This window comes from Nonomuraea sp. NPDC048881 (assembly GCF_040649795.1).
Lineage (GTDB): Bacteria > Actinomycetota > Actinomycetes > Streptosporangiales > Streptosporangiaceae > Nonomuraea.
Window position 1 is genome coordinate 74,259 of record NZ_JBEZGC010000021.1, and the last position, 18,714, is coordinate 92,972.

Annotated in this window: 19 protein-coding genes; 14 read left to right on the top strand and 5 right to left on the bottom strand. The window is 74.1% G+C overall.

Features of this window, described 5'->3' with window-relative positions:
* Positions 1–41: 41 nt before the first annotated feature.
* The 3 genes from AB0C33_RS43370 to AB0C33_RS43380 all read left to right on the top strand — a co-directional run bounded on the left by AB0C33_RS43370 (position 42) and on the right by AB0C33_RS43380 (position 3,557).
* Positions 42–2,147 (top strand): FUSC family protein, encoded by a 2,106-nt coding sequence (locus tag AB0C33_RS43370; protein ID WP_358299064.1) that lies wholly within the window; start codon positions 42–44, stop codon positions 2,145–2,147.
* Positions 2,148–2,231: 84 nt separating this feature from the next.
* Positions 2,232–2,735, top strand: a complete 504-nt coding sequence (locus tag AB0C33_RS43375) for a MarR family transcriptional regulator (RefSeq protein ID WP_352364113.1) — start codon at positions 2,232–2,234, stop codon at positions 2,733–2,735.
* Positions 2,736–2,909: 174 nt separating this feature from the next.
* Complete coding sequence (locus AB0C33_RS43380; RefSeq protein ID WP_352324749.1) at positions 2,910–3,557, top strand: DedA family protein; 648 nt, start codon at positions 2,910–2,912, stop codon at positions 3,555–3,557.
* Here the strand turns inward: AB0C33_RS43380 and AB0C33_RS43385 are convergent.
* The 4 genes from AB0C33_RS43385 to AB0C33_RS43400 form a co-directional block, all read right to left on the bottom strand.
* Complete coding sequence (locus AB0C33_RS43385; protein WP_358299066.1) at positions 3,501–4,241, bottom strand: GntR family transcriptional regulator; 741 nt, start codon at positions 4,239–4,241, stop codon at positions 3,501–3,503. The genes AB0C33_RS43380 and AB0C33_RS43385 overlap by 57 nt on opposite strands.
* A 28-nt stretch (positions 4,242–4,269) precedes the next feature.
* Complete coding sequence (locus AB0C33_RS43390) at positions 4,270–4,971, bottom strand: HAD family hydrolase (protein WP_358299068.1); 702 nt, start codon at positions 4,969–4,971, stop codon at positions 4,270–4,272.
* Positions 4,968–5,693, bottom strand: coding sequence for a hypothetical protein (locus tag AB0C33_RS43395; RefSeq protein ID WP_358299070.1), 726 nt, complete (start codon positions 5,691–5,693; stop codon positions 4,968–4,970). The genes AB0C33_RS43390 and AB0C33_RS43395 overlap by 4 nt, the downstream gene beginning before the upstream one ends.
* A 110-nt stretch (positions 5,694–5,803) precedes the next feature.
* Positions 5,804–6,430 (bottom strand): GntR family transcriptional regulator, encoded by a 627-nt coding sequence (locus AB0C33_RS43400; protein ID WP_358299072.1) that lies wholly within the window; start codon positions 6,428–6,430, stop codon positions 5,804–5,806.
* 96 nt (positions 6,431–6,526) lie between these two features.
* On the opposite strand from AB0C33_RS43400, the gene AB0C33_RS43405 reads away from it, so the two are divergent.
* Together AB0C33_RS43405 and AB0C33_RS43410 are read left to right on the top strand one after the other, a co-directional pair.
* Positions 6,527–7,714 (top strand): CoA transferase, encoded by a 1,188-nt coding sequence (locus tag AB0C33_RS43405; RefSeq protein WP_358299074.1) that lies wholly within the window; start codon positions 6,527–6,529, stop codon positions 7,712–7,714.
* On the top strand, positions 7,711–8,547 hold the full coding sequence (locus AB0C33_RS43410) for a CoA ester lyase (RefSeq protein ID WP_358299076.1): 837 nt from the start codon (positions 7,711–7,713) through the stop codon (positions 8,545–8,547). The genes AB0C33_RS43405 and AB0C33_RS43410 overlap by 4 nt, the downstream gene beginning before the upstream one ends.
* Here the strand turns inward: AB0C33_RS43410 and AB0C33_RS43415 are convergent.
* Complete coding sequence (locus AB0C33_RS43415; RefSeq protein ID WP_358299078.1) at positions 8,544–9,182, bottom strand: TetR/AcrR family transcriptional regulator; 639 nt, start codon at positions 9,180–9,182, stop codon at positions 8,544–8,546. The genes AB0C33_RS43410 and AB0C33_RS43415 overlap by 4 nt on opposite strands.
* Before the next feature lie 130 nt (positions 9,183–9,312).
* Here AB0C33_RS43415 and AB0C33_RS43420 point away from each other — a divergent pair, with 130 nt between their 5' ends.
* From AB0C33_RS43420 to AB0C33_RS43460, 9 genes are all read left to right on the top strand, one after another.
* The gene (locus tag AB0C33_RS43420; protein WP_358299080.1) at positions 9,313–10,293 is read left to right on the top strand and encodes a sugar ABC transporter substrate-binding protein; all 981 of its coding nucleotides are present in this window, start codon (positions 9,313–9,315) and stop codon (positions 10,291–10,293) included.
* Between the two features lie 64 nt (positions 10,294–10,357).
* Positions 10,358–11,398, top strand: coding sequence for an ABC transporter permease (locus AB0C33_RS43425; protein WP_358299082.1), 1,041 nt, complete (start codon positions 10,358–10,360; stop codon positions 11,396–11,398).
* Positions 11,395–12,150, top strand: a complete 756-nt coding sequence (locus AB0C33_RS43430) for an ATP-binding cassette domain-containing protein (protein ID WP_358299085.1) — start codon at positions 11,395–11,397, stop codon at positions 12,148–12,150. The genes AB0C33_RS43425 and AB0C33_RS43430 overlap by 4 nt, the downstream gene beginning before the upstream one ends.
* A 107-nt stretch (positions 12,151–12,257) precedes the next feature.
* Complete coding sequence (locus tag AB0C33_RS43435) at positions 12,258–13,217, top strand: alpha/beta hydrolase (RefSeq protein WP_358299088.1); 960 nt, start codon at positions 12,258–12,260, stop codon at positions 13,215–13,217.
* An 88-nt stretch (positions 13,218–13,305) separates the two neighbouring features.
* Positions 13,306–13,722 carry a nuclear transport factor 2 family protein gene (locus tag AB0C33_RS43440; protein WP_358299091.1) on the top strand — a complete coding sequence of 139 codons (417 nt, stop codon included), beginning with the start codon at positions 13,306–13,308 and terminating at the stop codon, positions 13,720–13,722.
* Positions 13,723–13,885: 163 nt separating this feature from the next.
* Positions 13,886–15,217 carry an MFS transporter gene (locus tag AB0C33_RS43445; RefSeq protein WP_358299094.1) on the top strand — a complete coding sequence of 444 codons (1,332 nt, stop codon included), beginning with the start codon at positions 13,886–13,888 and terminating at the stop codon, positions 15,215–15,217.
* The gene (locus AB0C33_RS43450) at positions 15,214–16,149 is read left to right on the top strand and encodes a hypothetical protein (RefSeq protein ID WP_358299097.1); all 936 of its coding nucleotides are present in this window, start codon (positions 15,214–15,216) and stop codon (positions 16,147–16,149) included. The genes AB0C33_RS43445 and AB0C33_RS43450 overlap by 4 nt, the downstream gene beginning before the upstream one ends.
* On the top strand, positions 16,146–17,201 hold the full coding sequence (locus AB0C33_RS43455) for a DUF917 domain-containing protein (RefSeq protein ID WP_358299100.1): 1,056 nt from the start codon (positions 16,146–16,148) through the stop codon (positions 17,199–17,201). The genes AB0C33_RS43450 and AB0C33_RS43455 overlap by 4 nt, the downstream gene beginning before the upstream one ends.
* The gene (locus AB0C33_RS43460; protein ID WP_358299103.1) at positions 17,198–18,703 is read left to right on the top strand and encodes a helix-turn-helix domain-containing protein; all 1,506 of its coding nucleotides are present in this window, start codon (positions 17,198–17,200) and stop codon (positions 18,701–18,703) included. The genes AB0C33_RS43455 and AB0C33_RS43460 overlap by 4 nt, the downstream gene beginning before the upstream one ends.
* Positions 18,704–18,714 lie beyond the last annotated feature (11 nt).

Here is an 18,714-nt window from a genome sequence, read left to right on the forward strand (position 1 = left end):
CCTCGCCTTCGCCGTCGCTGGGGCCCTCATCGCGGTCTCCGGTGGGGGCGTCGGCGGGGTGGCGGGCGCGGCTGCCCGTGCGTGCGGCGCTGCGGCTGGGGCCCGTCGGTGACATCTGGCACAAACCCGCCCTCAGCGCCGTCGTGGCCCTCGCCGTCCCGCTGCTCGCCCTTCTGTGGGCCGGACGGCTCGACCTCGTGCCCTACGCCGCCGCCGGCTCGATGTGCGCCCTGTACGGTCACGGCCTGCCGTACGCGGCCCGTGCCAGGGCGCTGGCCTGGGTGGTGCTGGGAATGACGTCCGGCACGGCGGTCGCGCTGGTCGCCTCGGCCCTCACCGGCTCGGTCGCCGTCCGGGTGGCGGTGGCCGCCCTGCTGGCCGGGTTGCACAAGGCGGTCTGCGACGCCACCCGGATCGGGCCGCCGGGGAACGTCGTGCTCACGTTCGTCGCCGCCGGCGCGGTGTTCGTCCCGCAGGAACTGGGCGACGTGCCGGCCCACGTCGGCCTCGGGCTGCTCGGCGGGCTCCTCGCCTGGACGGTCGGCATGGCCCCTGTCCTCCTCCGCCCCGACGGCCCCGAACGCATCGCCGTCGCCCGCGCCCTCGAATCCACCGCCCACCTCCTGCGTACGACCCCCGAGCCCTGCACTCTCTTCGAGCCCCGCGCTCTTCCCGAGACATGCACTCTCCCCGAGGCTCGCGTTCTCCTGGAAGGACGCAGCCTCCTCAGCACCCGCAGCCTCCCCGGCGCCCGTGGCCTCGTCGATGGGCGTGCTCTCTCCGGCATCCGCGGCCTCTTCGAGGGGTGCGGTCTCTCCGAGACCTGTGACCTCTCGGAGGCCCGCGACGTCCTTGAGGGGCGCGAGGCCGCCGCGGTCCACCAGGCGCGCCATGCCGCTGCGGCGGCGGTCAACGCCGCCTGGCAGACGCTGTTGCGCTCCGGCGTCCCTGCTCGGCGCCGTGACGCGCTGGCCCGGCTGCTGGTCCGCGCCGAGGCGGCCGCCGCTGGGATTCTCGGGGAGACCGGTCCGGGCGCTGCGAGGACTCCGGGCCTTCGGGGGCTTTCGGGTGTTTCAAGCCTTCCCGGTGTTTCTGGCCCTCCTGGCCCTCCTGGGGTTCCGGGTACTCCGAATGTTCCCGGTGTTTCTGGGGTTCCGGTGGGCCCTGGGGCTCCGGCCGCTTCCGGTGCGGTGCGGCGGGTCCCCTCCAGAGAGCTCGCCGGCTGGGCCCGCGACCTGCGCAAAGGGCGCCCGCTGCCGTCCCCGCGCGAGCTCGCGCTCCCTGCGGATGAGTGGGCCGAACTCGAAGGCGTCGCGGTTGAACGGGCCGAGTCCGCGATGACCGAAGCGGACAGGCCGGGACGTGCGGCAGCGGCCGGCCGAGTGCGGCGTGGGGCGGCGGGCGGCGGGGTGCGTGGATCGGGCGAGGGAGTGCGGGGTGGGACAGGGGGTGGCGTCGTGCGGGTGGTGGGCGAGGTGGTGAGGCGGTGGCGGGTTGTCGGGATGGTGTCCGCCGGGGCCGCTGTGGCCGGGTGGGGGTCGATGGCGTTGGGGGTGGGCAGGCCGTACTGGGCGGTGGTGACGGCGGCGGCCGTGTTCGCGGCCAACACCACCCTCTCCTGGAGCCGCGCGATCCAGCGTGTCGTCGGCAACCTGCTGGGCGTCGGGCTGTTCACCCTGGTCGCCCCCGTGACCCGGCTGGGCGCGGTGGCGCTCGTCGTGGCCGTGCTGGCGTTGCAGTTCGCGACGGAGGCGGCCATCACGCGCAACTACTGGCTGGGAAGCGTCTTCGTCACGCCGATGGCCATCCTCATGGGGGAGTTCGCCGGGACGCGGCCGGTGGCCGAGCTCGTGGCCGATCGCTGGCTGGACACGTGTCTCGGCGCGGTGGCGGGGCTGCTGGCCTGCGTGCTGGTGCCGGACCGGAGGGCGGCCCGGCGCGTACGGGCGGGGCTCGTACGTCTGGAACGGATGCTGGCCAGGACGCCGGAACCGGGGGACCGCGACCGGCTCCGCGCGGCGCTGGTGGAGGTCCGCGAAGCGGCCGACGTGGCTTCGGGCGAGTGGTGGACCGGGGCGCTGCCCCATGAGCGCATCGCCGCCGCCGAGCGCGCCGGCCACCGCAGACTCGCCACCCTGTACGCCTGATCGTTCAACCCGGGGCCGGAGCGGCGCCGTCGGCGCGTACGATCGGAGCCACCGGAAGATCGGCACGATGAGAGGAACGAGCACGTGGAGGACGCCGTCGCGAAGGCGTTGCGGCAATGGCGGCAGGTCCTTCCCGACGCCGACCTCGACACGATCGCCGTCATCGGCAGGCTCAACCGCTGCGCCGCGCTCCTGCAGCAGGCCGCCGACGCCCCGCTCGGGCGCGCCGGGGTGAGCCGCCCCGAGTACGACCTGCTGTGCGCCCTGCTCAGGGTCGGCGGCGAGCTGACGCCGGGCAGGCTGGCCCGCGAGACGTTCGCCTCGGGAGCGGCGGTGACCAAGCGGGTCAGGCGGCTGGAGGAGATCGGCCTGGTCGCCCGGCGGGTGGACGAGCGAGACCGGCGCGTCGCCCACCTCTCGCTGACCGGACGCGGCAGGGAGCTGATCCTGCGCCTGCTGCCCGAGCAGCTCGACTACGAGACCGAGCTGCTGGAAGGGCTTCCCCGCGACCGCGAACGCCAGCTCGCCGACCTGCTGGCCGAACTGCTGCTCGTCCTGGAGGGCCGCCTCGGCGGCCTGCTCGGCTGAGCGCCCGCCACCTCAAGCACCCCCATCGCCGCACGGCGTGCCCGCCGACGGGCGGCCCGGGAGCGGACCGGGGAGCGCGGCCCCCGGGAGTGCCGCCCCAGGAGCGCGGCCCAAGGAGTGCGGTTCGGGTGGCGGACGGATGGAGGAGGCGGGGAGCGGGGTTAGGGTGGCCGCGTGCATATCGACGAATGGCTGCAAGCGATCCCCGCCGCCTGGTTGTGCGCGATGGTCGCGCTCGTGATCGGCCTGGAGAGCCTCGGCATCCCGCTGCCCGGCGAGATCGTGCTGGTCAGCGCCGCCATTCTGTCCGCCAAGGGGGTGGTCAGCCCGGTCGCCGTCGGCGTGTGCGCGAGCGCGGGGGCGATCGTGGGCGACTCCGCCGGCTACGCCATCGGGCGCAAGGGCGGCCGCCGGCTGTTCGAACGGCTGGGCCGCCGCTTCCCCCGCCACTTCGGCCCCCGTCACGTCGCCAAGGCCGAGAACTACTTCCACCGGTACGGCGTCTGGGCCGTGTTCGTCGGCCGCTTCATCGCGCTGCTGCGCATCCTGGCCGGGCCGCTGGCGGGGGCGCTGCGCATGCCGTACTGGCGGTTCGCCGTGGCGAACGTGCTGGGCGGCATCGTGTGGGCGGGCGGCACCACCGCGGTGATCTACTATCTCGGCATGGTGGCCGAGAAGTGGCTGAAGGGCTTCTCCTGGGTCGGGCTCGGGGTGGCCGTGCTGTTCGGCATCGGCACCACGCTCTATCTCAAGCGCCGCGCGGCCTCAGCGCTCGATGAGGGTGACCTCGAGGGAGTAGTGCGAGGCCCGATAGACGTGTGAGCCGTGCTCGACGGCCCGGCCCTGGTCGTCGTACGTCGTCCTGATCATGGTGAGCAGTGGCGCGCCGCGGCGCTCGTCGAGCAGCTTGGCCTCGATCTGGCCGGCGGCGCGGGCCCCGATGCGCTGGTTTGCCACCCGCATGCGCACGCCCGCGCCGCGCAGCAGCTCGTACAGGCCGCGGCCCTCCAGGTCGGCGGCCGAGAGCGGGGCCAGGCCCAGCGGCAGCCAGTTGTGCAGCACGGCGAGCGGCTCGCCGGCGGCGAAGCGCAGGCGTTCGAGGTAGAGGATCTCGGTGCCGGGCTCGACGCCCAGGATGGCCGCCTTGTCCTCCTCGACCGGGCGCGGCTCCAGCGCGAGCACCTGCGTGGCCGGCTCCTGGCCCGAGCGGCGCAGGTCGTCGTAGAGGCTGGTCAGCTCGACCGAGCGCTTGACCTGGCCGTGCACCACCTGCGTGCCGACGCCGCGCTTGCGCACCAGCAGGCCCTTGTCCACGAGGTATTGGATCGCCTGGCGGATCGTCGGCCTGGACAGGCCGAGCTTGTCGGCGAGCAGGATCTCGTTGTCCAGCCGGGAGCCGGGCGCCAGATCGCCGCGCCGGATCGCCTCGGCGATCTGCTCGGCCACCTGGAAGTAGAGCGGCACAGGGCTGGATCGGTCCAGGTCGATGGCCAGGTTCGGGGTCATGCTGATCAGCCTAACCGAGGTCAGAATGTCAAGACAAATAGCGAGTGGCGAGCAGCGCGGGCAGCCCGGCGAGCGAGGTGAGGCGGGGGAACCCGGCCGGCGCCGCCTCGACTCCCAGCCGGTCGAGCCACACCGAGGGCATGCCGGCCGCCGCCGGGCCGCGTACGTCGTTGTCGAGGTCGTCGCCCACCAGGAGCACCTGCTCGGGCGGCAGCCCGAGGGCCCGCGCGGCGGCGGCGTAGCAGGCGGCGGACGGCTTGAAGTGCCCGCCCAGGCACTCGCCGGTCAGCACCGGGCCCACGTCGAGGCCGAGCGCCCGGATCTTGGCCTCCTGCACGCCCTGTGACCCGTTGGTCAGGACGCCCAGCGTGTAGCCGCGCAGCCCGGCCAGCGCCGGGGCCACGTCGGGGTAGGCGGCCCAGCCGCGCCGGTAGTGGTCGGTGTAGCCGGCGAAGGCGGCCTCCAGGTCGGCGGGCGCCTCCACGGACAGCTCCCGGCACAGGGCGCGCACCCGGCGGCGGCGCTGTTCCTGCCAGGAGCACTCGCCGGCCTGCCAGGCGGCCAGGTGGGGGATCTCCAGCGCCGCCCACAGCGAGGCGACCTCGGGCAGGCGGGGATGGCCGGGGGCCAGCTCCGACGCCCACGCGGTGATCGCGGCGTCGGCCGCGCCGCGATGGTCGAGCAGAGTGCCGTCGAGGTCGAACAGGATGCCCTTGATGGTGCCGCTCACCCGGCGAGCATATCGGCGGCGACGCGGGCGGCCGTCTCGCGCGGCGGGTAGCCCAGGGTGAGGCCGCGCACCGAGCGCGGCGCGGCGGCGAAGCGCGCCTCGGCGTCCTCGCCCAGCACGTAGGCCAGGGCGGGGGACAGGCCGCGATGCGACTCCAGCGCCGCCACCTCGGCCGCGGCCCGGCCGGGGGGCAGGGCCTCGTGGTAGTCGGCGATCAGGGAGTCGAGGTCGAAGAGCCGCTCGTAGGGCTCGGTGGTGCCGGCCACGACCCGGACGGCCGCGCCTTCGGCGCGCGCCCGGTAGACCAGGCCGGTGCCGCCGCTCTTGGCGAACCAGCGCAGCGCCTCCTCGGCGGGCAGGGTGAAGGTGCCGTACGGCTTGCGCCCGTACAGCAGGGCCTCGGCGATCCAGCGGTCGCACCAGTGCTCGTCGCGGTAGGGCGTCGGCGACCCCGGGTCGCAGCTCAGGCCCTGGGCCAGCACCGGGTTCCAGGCCGAGACCAGCGGGCTGCTGAAACGCGGCATGCGGGGGCCCAGGCAGCGGCTCAGCGCGTAGCCGTACCAGACGGTGACGACCTCGGTGCGCCGCTTGGGACGCCTGCGCTCGTAGGCGCCGTTCATCACCTGGCCGTCGGGGTGGCGCCAGGGGCCGGGTTCGGTGGCCTGGTCTGTGGGGACCCGGGGGGTGCGGTAGTCGGGATTGAGCGTCCACACGTCCGCCACAGTGTCGGCTCCTTCGGCGTCGGGGTCGCGGCAAGACCATCAGAGTGACTCATCGTGCAACACCCGTCACGGTGAATCAATGAACCGGGGGTGAACGATGATGTTTGTCATCAGTGGTGCTTGCGGTACTCGCCCGCCTGCCGGATGTGGTCGATCATGACGCGCTCCGCGGCGTCGGCGTCGCCCGCCTCCAGCGCGGCCAGCAGCCGCTCGTGCGCCTGGAGCTGCCGCCCGACCTGCTCCGGGTCGAGCCACAGCGACGCCTCGGCGGGCACCGGGACGCCGTTGCGCACCGACCTGGCGTGGGCGCCGAGGAAGGCCGGGCCGCCGATGTCGACGATGCGCAGGTGGAGGCGGCTGCTCTGGTCGGCCAGCCGGTCGTGCCTGCCCTGCTCGGCGTCGGCGGCCATCTCGCGGTGCAGGTCGCGCAGCCCGGCGAGGTCGTCGGCGGTGATCCGGGCGGCGGCCAGCCGCGCCCCCAGGCCCTCGACGACCGCGCGCAGCCCGTAGTACTCGGCCAGGGCGTCGTCGCCGAGGTCGATGACGGTCGCGCCGTGGTGGGCCTCGTAGCTGATCAGCCGGTCCTTCTCCAGCCGGCGCAGCGCCTCGCGCACGGGGGTGACCGAGACGCCGAGCCGCCGGGCGACGGCCCCGGCGCGCAGGGCGGTGCCGCCCGGGATGCGGCCGCCGCGGATCTCGTCCAGCAGCACGCTGTAGACGTAGTCGGCCTTGCTCATGGGCGGCATAGGAGGCGTCGGCTCGCTGGCTGTCATGTCCCCAGTCTCTCGCACGGCCGGTCGCGGCTATAAATTATTTCTTATAACTTACAAACTATGACAAGCCTGGCCGACCTGCGGGTCATCGACGCGGCGACGCTGTTCGCCGGTCCCTCCGCCGCGATGATGCTCGGCGACTTCGGCGCCGACGTGATCAAGATCGAGCACCCCCGCCGCGGCGACCCCTCGCGCGGCCACGGCGCCTCGGTGGACGGCGTCGGCCTGTGGTGGAAGTCGTTGTCCCGCAACAAGCGCACCGCCGCCGTCGACCTGTCCCGCGCCGAGGGCCAGGAGATCCTGCGCCGCCTGGCCGAGCGCTCCGACGTGCTGATCGAGAACTTCCGTCCCGGCACCCTGGAACGCTGGAACCTGGCCCCCGAGGACCTGCTCAAGGCCAACCCGCGGCTGATCGTGGCCCGGATGACCGGCTTCGGGCAGATCGGCCCGATGGCCGGGCAGCCGGGGTTCGGGACGCTGGCCGAGGCCATGAGCGGGTTCGCGGCCATGACCGGCGAACCGGACGGCCCCCCGACCCTGCCGCCGCTGGCCCTGGCCGACGGCATCGCCGGCCTGGCCATGTCGTACGCGATCATGGTGGCCCTGCACGCCCGCGCGGCGACCGGCCGCGGGCAGGTGATCGACCTGGCCATCATCGAGCCGATCCTGGGCCTGCTCGGGCCGCAGATGACCGCCTACAAGGCGCTCGGGGTGGTGCCGCGGCGCACCGGCAACCGGTCCAGCAGCAACGCCCCGCGCAACACCTACCGCACCCGCGACGGCCGCTGGGTGGCGATCTCCACCAGCGCCCAGCCCATCGCCGAGCGGGTCGTCACCCTCGTCGGGCGGCCGGACCTGGTCGAGCAGCCCTGGTTCGCCAGCGGTCACGGCCGCGTCCAGCACGTGGACGAGCTGGACGAGGCGGTCGCCACCTGGATCGCCGCCCGCGACGCCGACGAGGTGATCGCCCGCTTCGAGGAGGCCCAGGCCGCCGTCGCCCCCATCTACGACGTCACCGACCTGGCGACCGACCCGCAGTACGCCGCGCTCGGCACGTTCGTCGAGCTGCCGGACGCGGAGCTGGGCACGGTCACCCTGCAGAACGTGCTGTTCCGCCTGTCGGAGACGCCCGGCGAGATCCGCTGGCCCGGCCGCCCGCTCGGCCACGACACCGACGAGGTGCTCGGCGAGCTGGACTACCCGGCCGAGACCGTCGCGGCCCTGCGCGAGGCCGGGGTGATCGCGTGAACGCCCCCGTCACCTGGCTGTACGTGCCCGGCGACCGTCCCGAGCGCTTCGCCAAGGCCGCCGCCTCGGGCGCCGACGTCGTCATCATCGACCTGGAGGACGCGGTCGCGCCCGCCGCCAAGGACGCCGCCCGCGCCCACGCCGTCGCCTACCTGCGCGGGCCCAGGCAGGCCGGGCCGCGCATCCACGTCCGGGTGAACGACGTGACGACCGCGCGCGGGCTGGACGACCTGGCGGCCGTGGGCGAGCTGGCCGACGCCGTACGGCTGCCCAAGGTCGAGTCGGCCGCCGCGCTGGACGCCCTGCCCGGCACGGCCCCCCTGTACGCGCTGCTGGAGTCGGCGGCCGGGATCGTCGAGGCCCGCGCCGTGGCCGCGCACCCGCGGGTGGCCGGCGTGGCGCTGGGCGAGCAGGACCTGGCCGCCGAGCTGTCCCTCACCGACGAGACCGCCATGAACCACCTCAGGCTGCAGGTCGTCCTGGCCGCCGCGGCAGCGGGCCTGCCGCCGGTGCCCATGTCGGTCTACCCCGACATCAAGGACGAGGACGGGCTCCTCGCCTCCTGCCGGGCCGGCCGCGCGCTCGGCCTGTTCGGCAGGACCGCCATCCACCCCGCGCAGCTCCCGGCCATCCGCCGGGCCTTCCGCCCCACCGAGGAGGAGACGGCCAGGGCCGCCGAGATCGTCGAGGCGGCCGAGCGGGCGGGCGCGGGCGCGGGGGCGGTCGCCCTGCCCGACGGCCGCTTCGTGGACGCCCCGGTCCTCGCCAGGGCCCGCCGCGTGCTGGACCTGGCCCGCCGGCTCGCCCCCGCGGACCGGCCAGGACCCGGTTAACGCGACGGGTACCAGCGGACCTGCAGCTCCTCGTCCGCCGGGGCCGGGCCGGGCAGGTCGCGGTGGGCGGGCGGCACCCGCAGCGAGTCCATCATCAGCGTCAGGTAGCGGTGGCGGAGCTGGGAGGTGCGCTCCTCGTCGCCGAGCTTGATCGAGGCGATCTGCTCGAACAGCAGTGCGATGTCGGCCACCGTGACGTCGGCCCGCAGCACGCCCGCCTCGACCGCCCGGCGGTGCAGCCGGGCGGCCAGGTCGCCGGCGCGGACGGCGTCGTGGTAGAGCTCCTCCGTCGGCTGGAAGGTGCCGGCCAGCTTGATCGTCAGGGAGTTGGTGTCGGCGTCCACGATGCCGCGCAGGTAGGAGGCGAACGCCTCCCAGGGGTCGCCCTCGTCGTCCATCGCCCGCTGGGCCACGGCGGCGTAGAGCTTCAGCCCGTCGCCGCACAACTTCTGCAGCAACGCCTCCTTGCTGGGGTAGCGGCGGTAGAGCGCGCTGATCCCGACGCCCGCCTTCTCGGCCACGGCCGCGATGGGGGCGCCCGGATCGGCGGTGAAGACCGCCCTGGCCGCCTGGAGGATCAGCTCGTCGTTGCGGGCGGCCTGCGCCTTGCGGCCGCTCATGGGTGCGCTGGTCATGCCTCCAGCATACGGGAACGAAAGATTCCGTTCTACTTCCGATGAAGATCGGAGCGCTGGTCCGTATGTCTATACAAAGAGATCACATTGCGGTAGAACCAGGCTAGCCCGTTGGTCTTGGAGGTATTCGATGAGACGTACCCCGATCGTGCTGGCGCTGGCCGGCGTACTCGCCCTGACCAGCTGTTCCTCCTCCGCCGAGCAGGGCGCGCAGAGCGCCGCGCCCGGCTCGGCCGCCGCCCCGGCGGCCGGCGGCGGCAGCTTCGCCGTCATCACCCACGGCGGCGCCGGGGACGCCTTCTGGGACGTGGTCAAGAACGGCGCCGAGGCCGCCGGCAAGCAGTACGGCGTCAAGGTCACCTACCAGGGCGACGGCGACCCCGCCAAGCAGTCGCAGCTCATCGACCAGGCCGTCGCGGAGAAGGTGGACGGCCTCGTCGTCTCCATGGCCAACCCCGACGCGCTCAAGGAGGCCGTCGGCAAGGCCGTCGCGGCGAAGATCCCGGTCGTCACCATCAACTCCGGGGCCGACTCCTCCAAGGCGTTCGGCGCCCTCACCCACGTCGGCCAGTCCGAGGACGTGGCCGGGCGCGGCGCCGGCGAGCAGCTCAAGGCCGCGGGCGTCACCAAGCTGCTGTGCGTCGTGCACGAGGCCGGCAACGTCGGCCTCGACCAGCGCTGCAAGGGTGCCGAGCAGACCCTGGGCGGCACGGTCGAGCGCCTGCAGGTGGACGTCGCCAACCTGGCCGACGTCACCTCCAAGGTCACCGCCAAGCTGCAGTCGGACAAGCAGGTCAACGGCGTGCTCGCGCTCAACCCGGCGGTCGCCGTGGCGGCCAGGGACGCGATCAAGGACTCGGGGTCGCAGGCCAGGCTCGCCACCTTCGACCTGTCGGGCGACGTGGTCGCCGCGATCAAGGACGGCGAGATCCTGTTCGCCGTCGACCAGCAGCAGTACCTGCAGGGCTACCTGCCGATCACGTTCCTGAAGCTGTACAAGGACAACCTCAACACCGTCGGCGGCGGGCTGCCGGTCAACACCGGGCCCGGGTTCGTCACCAAGGACAACGCCGAGCAGGTGGCCAAGCTGGCCGAGGCGGGCACCCGATGAGCGGCCGCCGGGACGCGGGCGGGGACGCGGGCGGGGACGCGGCCGGGCACGGGGAGGGCCGCCGATGACGGCCGCTCCCGCGCGGGCCGACGAGCGGGTCGCCCGCGTCGGCCTGGCCCGCCGCCTGATCGTCCGGCCCGAGCTCGGCGCCGTGGTGGGGCTGGTCGTGGTGTTCGCGTTCTTCGCCGCGCAATCGGAGGTGTTCCGCTCGCCGGCCGGGATCGCCAACTGGCTCGACCCGGCCGCCACGCTCGGGATCATGGCGGTCGCGGTGGCGCTGCTCATGATCGGCGGCGAGTTCGACCTGTCGGCGGGCGTGCTGACCGGCACCAGCGGGCTGATCCTGGTCACGCTGGCCACCCGTTACGGGTTCGGCGTGTGGCCGGCGATGCTGGCCGGGCTGGTCGTGGCGCTCGCCGTGGGGTTCGCCAACGGTCTGGTGGTGACCCGGACGAGGCTGCCCAGCTTCATCGTCACGCTGGGCACGTTCCTCATGCTGCAGGGCGTCAACCTCGGCGTCACCAAGGCCGTCACCGGGACCGTGCAGGTCGGCGGGCTGCGCCGGGCGGCCGGGTTCGACGGCGCCAGCGCGCTCCTCGCGGGCACGATCCAGATCGGCGGCACGTCGTTCCGGGTGGCGATCCTGTGGTGGATCGCGATCACCGCGCTGGCCACATGGGTGCTCATGCGCTCCAGGCCGGGCAACTGGATCTTCGCCGTGGGCGGCGACGAGCAGGCCGCGCGGGCGGTCGGGGTGCCGGCGGCCCGGACGAAGATCGCGCTGTTCATGACCACGGCGGTGGCCGCCTGGCTGGTCGGCTCGATCCTGGCGCTGCGCTACACCTCCGTCCAGGCCAACATCGGCATCGGGCAGGAGTTCGTCTACATCATCGCGGCCGTCATCGGCGGCTGCCTGCTGACCGGCGGGTACGGCTCCGCCGTCGGCGCCTCCATCGGCGCGGTGATCTTCGGCATGGCCGACAAGGGCATCGTGTTCCTGGGCTGGGACGCCGACTGGTTCAAGTTCTTCCTCGGAGCCATGCTGCTGCTCGCCACGCTGGCCAACCGGATGGTCCGGCGCTACGCCGAGGAGGTGCGGCATTGATCCTGCAGACCCGCGACATCGGCAAGACGTTCGGCTCGGTGCTGGCCCTGCGCGGGGTGTCGATGGGCGTGGAGGCGGGCTCGGTCACCTGCGTGCTCGGCGACAACGGGGCCGGCAAGTCCACGCTCATCAAGATCCTGGCCGGGGTGCACCAGCACGACACGGGGACGTACCTGGTGGACGGCGCCGAGGTGCGCTTCACCGGCCCGCGCGAGGCGCTCGACCGCGGCATCGCCACCGTCTACCAGGACCTGGCGATGATCCCGCTCATGTCGGTCTGGCGGAACTTCTTCCTCGGCTCAGAACCCCGCAAAGGACTCGCCTTCGACGTGGCCAGGGCCCGCCGGGTGGCGGCGGAGGAGCTGCGCGCCATGGGCATCGACATCCGGGACGTCGACCAGCCCGTCGGCACGCTGTCGGGCGGCGAGCGGCAGTCGGTCGCCATCGCCAGGGCCGTGCACTTCGGCGCGCGGGTCCTCATCCTGGACGAGCCCACCTCGGCGCTGGGCGTCAAGCAGGCGGGCGTGGTGCTGCGCTACATCGCCCGCGCCCGCGACCGGGGGCTCGGCGTGGTGTTCATCACCCACAACCCGCACCACGCCTACCCGGTCGGCGACCGGTTCCTGCTGCTCAACCGCGGGACCGGCATGGGCGAGTACGCCAAGTCCGACATCGGCAAGGACGAGCTGACCGCGCTGATGGCCGGCGGCGCGGAGCTGGCGGAGCTGGACCACGAGCTCCGGCGCGAATGAGCACCGCTTGATCGGAATTTGACGAAACCGGGCGATCGGATCGAGGTAGGCCAAGGCAGGAACCGGGTGGACCACACTGACGACCGGGGGCGGCCACCGTGACGACGATGATCAGCAAGCAGATCGTGCTGGAGAAGGCGGCGCGGGAGTTCGCCGACGCCAACGCCAAGCGGCCCTTCATCTACGAGCTGCCGCCCGAGCAGGGCCGCGAGGTCCTGGAGAAGCTGCAGTCCGACCCGGGCGTGCCCAAGCCGGAGATCGACGAGGAGTGGATCCAGGTCCAGGGCGGCCCGACGGGCATCGTGCCGGTGCGCATCGTCAAGCCCAAGGGCGCCACGGGCATGCTGCCGGTCATCTTCTACATCCACGGCGCGGGCTGGGTGTTCGGCTCGGCGCACACGCACGACCGGCTCGTGCGCGAGCTGGCCGTGCGGACCGGCGCCGCTGTCGTCTTCCCCGAGTACGACCGCGCGCCCGAGGCGAAGTACCCCACGCAGATCGAGCAGAACTACGCCGCCGCCCAGTGGGTGGCCGAGCACGGCGCGGAGAAGGGCCTGGACCCCTCCCGCATGGCCGTGGCCGGGGACTCGGTGGGCGGCAACATGTCGATCGTGCTCACGCTCATGGCCAAGGAGCGCGGTGACGTGCGGCTGCTCGGCCAGGTGCTGTTCTACCCCGTCACGGACGCGAACTTCGACACCGAGTCCTACAAGCAGTTCGCCACGGGCTACTACCTCAACCGGGACGGCATGAAGTGGTTCTGGGACCAGTACACGACAGATCCGGCGCAGCGCGCGGAGAGCCACGCCTCGCCGCTGCGCGCGAGCGACCAGGAGCTGCGCGGCCTGCCGCCGGCCCTGGTGCTGAACGGCCAGGCCGACGTCCTGCGGGACGAGGGCGAGGCGTACGCGGCCCGGCTGCGGGAGGCGGGCAACGACGTCACGGCGGTCGAGCTGGCGGGGATGGTGCACGACTTCGCCATGGTGGACCTGCTGCGCGACACCAACGCCAACAAGGCCGCCATGAGCCTGGCGGTCGCCAAGCTGCGCGAGTGGCTGAACGCCTGATCTACAACGTAAAGACGCCTGCGTTCCACGCTGCCCATACGGTGAGAAAGAACCATATTTCTCCACCAAGACAAAGGAGTACGGAAGCGTGGCACGCGACGCTGTCTGGGCCGTTATTACCGGCATGTACGACGCCTACGCGCGAGGCGACAGGCAGGGCATCGACCGGCTCCTCCACCCGGAGGCCACGATCTGGGACTCCGCCGAGCCCGGCCTGATCACCAGCAGGCGGCAGCTCGAAAGAGTGCGCGACGCGCGGCCGTCGGACGGCCCGGCGGAGACCTCCGTCCGGGCCATCGACGAGATCGTGGACGTGTGGGGCGACACCGCCCTGGCCCGGTACCTGCTGCAGGTGGACTTCGAGCACGGCGACCCCGAACTCGTCCGGACGACCAGCGTGCTGCGCCTGGTGGACGGCGAGTGGAAGATCGTCCACGTGCACGAGAACACGCTGAGCTCGTGCACCAGGCCGCACACGGACGACGCGCGCGCGGACACGCCCTGACGACCTGACCGGGCGCAGGCGTCGCGCGACGGCCCAGGGAGGAACCCCGGCAGTGCGCCGCGCACAGCCGGGCCGGCTCCGGCCGGGCGTCGCGCACACCGAGGCGGAAGGGGGACGGCCCTATGGTGCGGCAATACTTCGCGCCCCCCTCCGAGGAGCTTGCATGACCGCCACCGACGCACGGACGCTGCCCATCGGGGCGGCGTTCGACCGGATGCCGTTCTCCCGCCGGCACATGCTCATCGCGCTCGCCCTGTTCATCGCCTTTGTCATCGAGTCCTGGGAGCAGCTCGCCCTGGTCTACGTCTCCGGCGACCTCGGGCCGGCGTTCGGCATCGACGAGGCCGGGATCGGCGTCGTGCTGTCGGCGGTGGCGTTCGGCATGATCCCCGGCGTGCTGGTCTGGGGGCCGCTCGCCGACCGCGTCGGGCGCCGGCCGACCGCGTTCTGGTCGCTGCTGGCCTACGGCGTGATCGCGCTCGCCTCGGCGTTCGCGCCGAACATGGCGACCCTGGTCGCGCTGCGCGTCTGCTCCGGGCTCGCGCTGGCCGGGGTCTACACGATCACCTTCCCGCTCTTCCTGGAACTGCTGCCGACCAGGCACCGGGGCCGGGCCGCGGTCTACCTGTCGATCGGCTGGCCCATCGGCATGCTGGCGGCGATCGCCGCCTCGGTGACGCTCGGCGGGCTCGGCTGGCACGTCGTGGTCATCGCCAGCGCCGCGGCCGGGCTGTGGGCGTTCGCGATCAGGGCGTGGGTGCCCGAGTCGCCGTACTGGCTGGCCGCCCGCGGACGGCAGGAGGAGGCGCGGGCCGTGCTGCGCGTCCTGGGCAGCCCCGACGCCGAGGCCACGTTCACGATGGCTGGCACGACCGCCGGAACGGCGGCGAGCGCGCGCGCCGGCCACCCCATGGACCTGTTCCGCGGCCGGCTGGCCCGGATCACCGTGCTCATGCTGCTGCTCAACTTCGTCTTCAACTGGGGCTACTGGGGGCTGCAGACCTGGCTGCCGACGCTGCTGCAGGCCAAGGGCCTGTCGCTGTCGGCCTCGCTCGGCTTCGCCGCGCTCAGCGCGCTGATGATGATCCCCGGTTACGTGAGCGCGTCCCTGCTGACCGGCCGGTTCGGCCGCAAGAAGGTCTTCCTGTTCTACGTCGTCGCGGCCGTGCTGGGCGGCCTGTGGTTCGCCACCGCGAGCAGCCTGACCGGCCTGTACCTGGGCAACTTCGTCCTGTCGTTCTTCAGCCTGGGCGCGTGGGGCGTCTGGAACACCTGGAACGGCGAGTTCTACCCGACCGCCCTGCGCGGCACCGGCTACTCCTGGGCCACGGCCTCCCAGCTCGTGGCCACCACGGTCGCGCCGTCGGCCGTGGGCGCGCTGCTGGCCCACGCCACCGGCTTCACCGCGACGATGCTGGTGATCAACGCGTTCATGGTGGCCACGGCGCTGCTGGCCATGCCGCTGCCCGAGACCGAAGGGCGCGAGCTGGAGTGATCGTCGGCGTCGCGCTGGACGGGCCGTCGCCGGCGGTGGTGGCCGTCGGCGACGGCGCGCCGCCGTCGCAGGCCGTACGCGCCTGCGTGGCGGTCGACCTCGACGGGATCCCCCGCGCGCCGGTGGCCGCGATCCGCGTCGGCGGACCGTGCCCGCCGGTGCTGCGGCCGGTCGCCGACCCTGGAGTGGCCACGATCGTGCGCGGCGGGCACAGCTTGACCGGCCGCCCGCTGGCGCCGCTGGACACCGGCGCGGTGCGCGAGTTCGCCGCCGGCTGCGGCCTGGTCGACTTCGCGGTGACGGCGACCGGCTCGCCGATGCTGGCCGACCACGAGCTGGCGGTGGCCGCGATCATCGCCGCCGAGGTGCCCGCGGCCAGGATCACGCTGTCGTACGAGTTCGGCCGCCCCGGCCTGCGGGAACGCGAGGCGCACGCGATCCGGAACGCGGCGCTCGGCCCCGAGGCGGGCCGGATCGCCGACCGGGTGGCGCGGGAGCTGCCCGGGGTGCCGGTGTTCTTCGCCCGCACCGGCAGCGGCCTGGTGTCGGCGCACTACTTCCGCAGGTTCCCGCGGGCCTGCGACCGCGGCGGGACGACCAGCCTGCGCCGCGGCCGGGCCGCCCTGGCCACGGCGGACGTCCCGGCGCCGTTCCAGGTGATCGAGTCCGCGGGCGACGACCTGCTGGCCGCGGCCTACGGCGCGGCGCTCGCCCGTCCCGAGGCCCAGGTGGAGCGCATCGTGCAGGCCCGCGGCCGGGCCGAGCTGGACCGGGCGCTGCAGGACGCCAGGGACGAGGCCCTGACCCGCGTGGTCAGCGCCGGCGCCGCGCCCGGCTTCGCCCGGATCGCCGAGACCACCGTCAACCCGCTGTCCTACCTGCCCGACGGCTTCTACCGGGTGCGCGTCACGGCCGAAGGCGCGACGCCGTGACCCGGCTCGTCGGCCCCGAAGAGCTGCGCCGCTTCTCGGCGGGGTCTCGGCTGTTCGCCACGGGCGCGGGCGAGTCCTCCTACGGCCTCACCCTGGCCTGGGCGGAGTCGGTGCTCGGCGACGGCGTCGAGCTGGCCGCCGCGCACGAGCTGGACCCAGGGACGTTGTGCATGGTGGTCAGCCTGGTCGGGTCCACGACCGCGCTGGGCGAGCAGCTGCCCGCGGGCGACGAGCCCGTACGGGCGGTATGGGCGCTGGAGCGGCGGCTGGGGGAGCGGGCCGGAGCCGTGGCGGCGCTCAACCTGGCGGCCGAGAACGCGCTGATCCCGCTGGTCGCCGCGGCGGCCCTGGGCGTGCCGCTGGTCGACGGCGACGGGACGGGCCGGGTGTTTCCGCTGGTGGAGCAGACGACGTACACGCTGGGCGGGCTGAGCGCGTCCCCGCTGGCGCTGGCCGGGGCGTCGGGGGAGCTGGTGCTGCTGGAGACCGCGGGCGGCCGGGTGGAGGAGCTGCTGCGTCCCGTCGTGCTGGCGGTGGGCGGGTGGGCGGTGGCCGCCTGCTACCCGATGGCGGCGCGGGACCTGGCCCGGGTGCTGGTGCCGGGCACGGTCAGCCTGCTGCTGGCGGCCGGGGTGCCCGGCGCGCCGCGCTCGGCGGCCGCCCCGTACGGGGTGCGCACGCTGTGCGCGGGCCGCATCCTGGCCGTCGAGGGCAGCACGGGGCACGGCGCCGACGTGGCCATGCCCTCGCTGCCCTCCAGCATCGTGGTGCAGGAGACCGGCGGCCTGCGCAGGCTCGTCCGGCTGGAGGCGCACAACGAGATCGTGCTCGCCCTGGCCGACGGGGCGCCGGTGGCGATGGCGCCGGACCAGATCTGCATGATCTCGTCCGCGGACGGCCTGGTCGTGGACGTCGACAAGGCGGCGCCGGGCATGGAGGTGGAGGTCATGGTGGTCAAGGCCGCGCCGGTCTGGCACACGGACGCGGGGCTCGCGCTGGGCGGGCTGCGGGCGTTCGGGATCCCGTTCGAGCAGCGGGCGGAGTCGCCGTGAGCGGCCTGCGCGAGCCCGGCTGGGAGGCGCCGGTCACGGTGGCGGAGCTGGTCAACGCCGGCCCGCTGGCCGGGGCCAGGATGTACGGCAGCGGCGACAACCCCGTGCACCAGGTCCGCATCGTGGACGACCTGTCGGTGTTCGGCGCGGTGACGCCGCACACGGCGGTCGTGCTGATCGGCGCGGCGGCCGGCGGCGGCTGGGCGGTCGAGATGGCCATGCGCCGGGCCTGGGAGCAGGCGGCGGCCTGCGTGATCGCGCCGTCGGGCGGCCTGAGCGCCGGGTCGGGCGAGGTGCTGGCCGAACGGCTCGGCGTCACCCTGATCTTCGTGGACGAGGACCCGCTGATCGTCGCCGTCCGGGTGGCCTCGGCGGCCTCCAGGCCGGAGGCGGCCCGCACCCAGCTCGTCGCCCGCTGCGCGACCCGGCTGGCCGACGCGGGCCCCTCGGCGCGGCGGGTGCTCGGGGTGCTCAACGCCGAGCTGCCCGGCACGTCGGTGGCCTTCCTCGACCGGTACGGCCTGCACGTCGCCGGCCGCCAGAGCGCCACCCGCGCGCCGGGCGAGCACGAGCCGGCCCGGCCGCCGGGGTCCCGGTGGGCGGCCGAGGTCGAGGTGCCCGGCCAGGAGGGCCCGGCACTCGGGACGCTGGTGGCCGCCGGCACGTCCCGCTCGCCCGGCTGGCCCGCGGTGGTGCGGACCGTGCTGGGCCTGGCGGTGGCCCCGCTGGCGGCGTGGGCAGCCCAGGAGCGCCTGCGCGCCTCGCGCGACTTCGCGCTGCAGTCGGCGCTGGCCCGGCGGCTGCTCGCGGCGGGCCGGCCGGCCCACGAACCGGCCGGCGACGGCGGCATCTGGCTGGAAGGGGCCCCGGCCGAGGCCGTGGCGCTGGGGTGGGGGGTGCGCGGCACGCTGACCGCCTACCACGTCCGCCCGATGGGGGCGCTGGCCGACGACGGGCCGCTGGTGCAGGCGCTGGTCACCGCGGCGCTGGGCCAGGTGCCTGTGCTGCGGCGCGGCGAGGGCTGGGCCGGGTGGTCGCCGGAGCCGCCCGGCGAGCTCGCCGAGCAGCTGCGGCGCTGCGTGCACGGCATGCCCTGGCCGTGCGCGGCCGGGGTGGGCGCGGCGGTGGAGGGGCTGGAGGCGGTGGGGGAGTCGCTGCTCGGCGCCGAGGCGGCGGCGTTCGTGGCCGGCGCGGGCACGGTGGCCCGCGCCGACCGGATGGGACCGGCCGAGCTGCTCGGTGCGCTCCCGTCGGGGGTGCTGCGCGCGCCGGCGACCGTCGTGCTCCAGCCGCTGCTGGCCGTCGACAAGGACGGCACGCTGCTGGTGACGCTGGCCGCCGTCCTGGACGAGGGCGGCGCGCTCAAGGCCGCCGAACGCCTGGGCGTGCACCGCAACACGGTCACCACCCGCCTGGACCGCATCAAGGCCGCCGGCTTCGACCTGGACGACGCCGCCACCCGCCTGGCGCTCCAGCTCGCCTGCCACGTGCTGCTGCGCTGAGCCGGGCGGCG

Excerpts from the sequence above, each read along its gene's own strand:
- AB0C33_RS43385 (WP_358299066.1), bottom strand. The coding sequence starts at position 4,241 with ATGACCCCGAACCTGGCCATCGACCTGGACCGATCCAGCCCTGTGCCG.
- AB0C33_RS43400 (WP_358299072.1), bottom strand. The coding sequence starts at position 6,430 with ATGAGCAAGGCCGACTACGTCTACAGCGTGCTGCTGGACGAGATCCGC.
- AB0C33_RS43405 (WP_358299074.1), top strand. The coding sequence starts at position 6,527 with ATGACAAGCCTGGCCGACCTGCGGGTCATCGACGCGGCGACGCTGTTC.
- AB0C33_RS43415 (WP_358299078.1), bottom strand. The coding sequence starts at position 9,182 with ATGACCAGCGCACCCATGAGCGGCCGCAAGGCGCAGGCCGCCCGCAAC.
- AB0C33_RS43420 (WP_358299080.1), top strand. The coding sequence starts at position 9,313 with ATGAGACGTACCCCGATCGTGCTGGCGCTGGCCGGCGTACTCGCCCTG.
- AB0C33_RS43425 (WP_358299082.1), top strand. The coding sequence starts at position 10,358 with ATGACGGCCGCTCCCGCGCGGGCCGACGAGCGGGTCGCCCGCGTCGGC.
- AB0C33_RS43435 (WP_358299088.1), top strand. The coding sequence starts at position 12,258 with ATGATCAGCAAGCAGATCGTGCTGGAGAAGGCGGCGCGGGAGTTCGCC.
- AB0C33_RS43445 (WP_358299094.1), top strand. The coding sequence starts at position 13,886 with ATGACCGCCACCGACGCACGGACGCTGCCCATCGGGGCGGCGTTCGAC.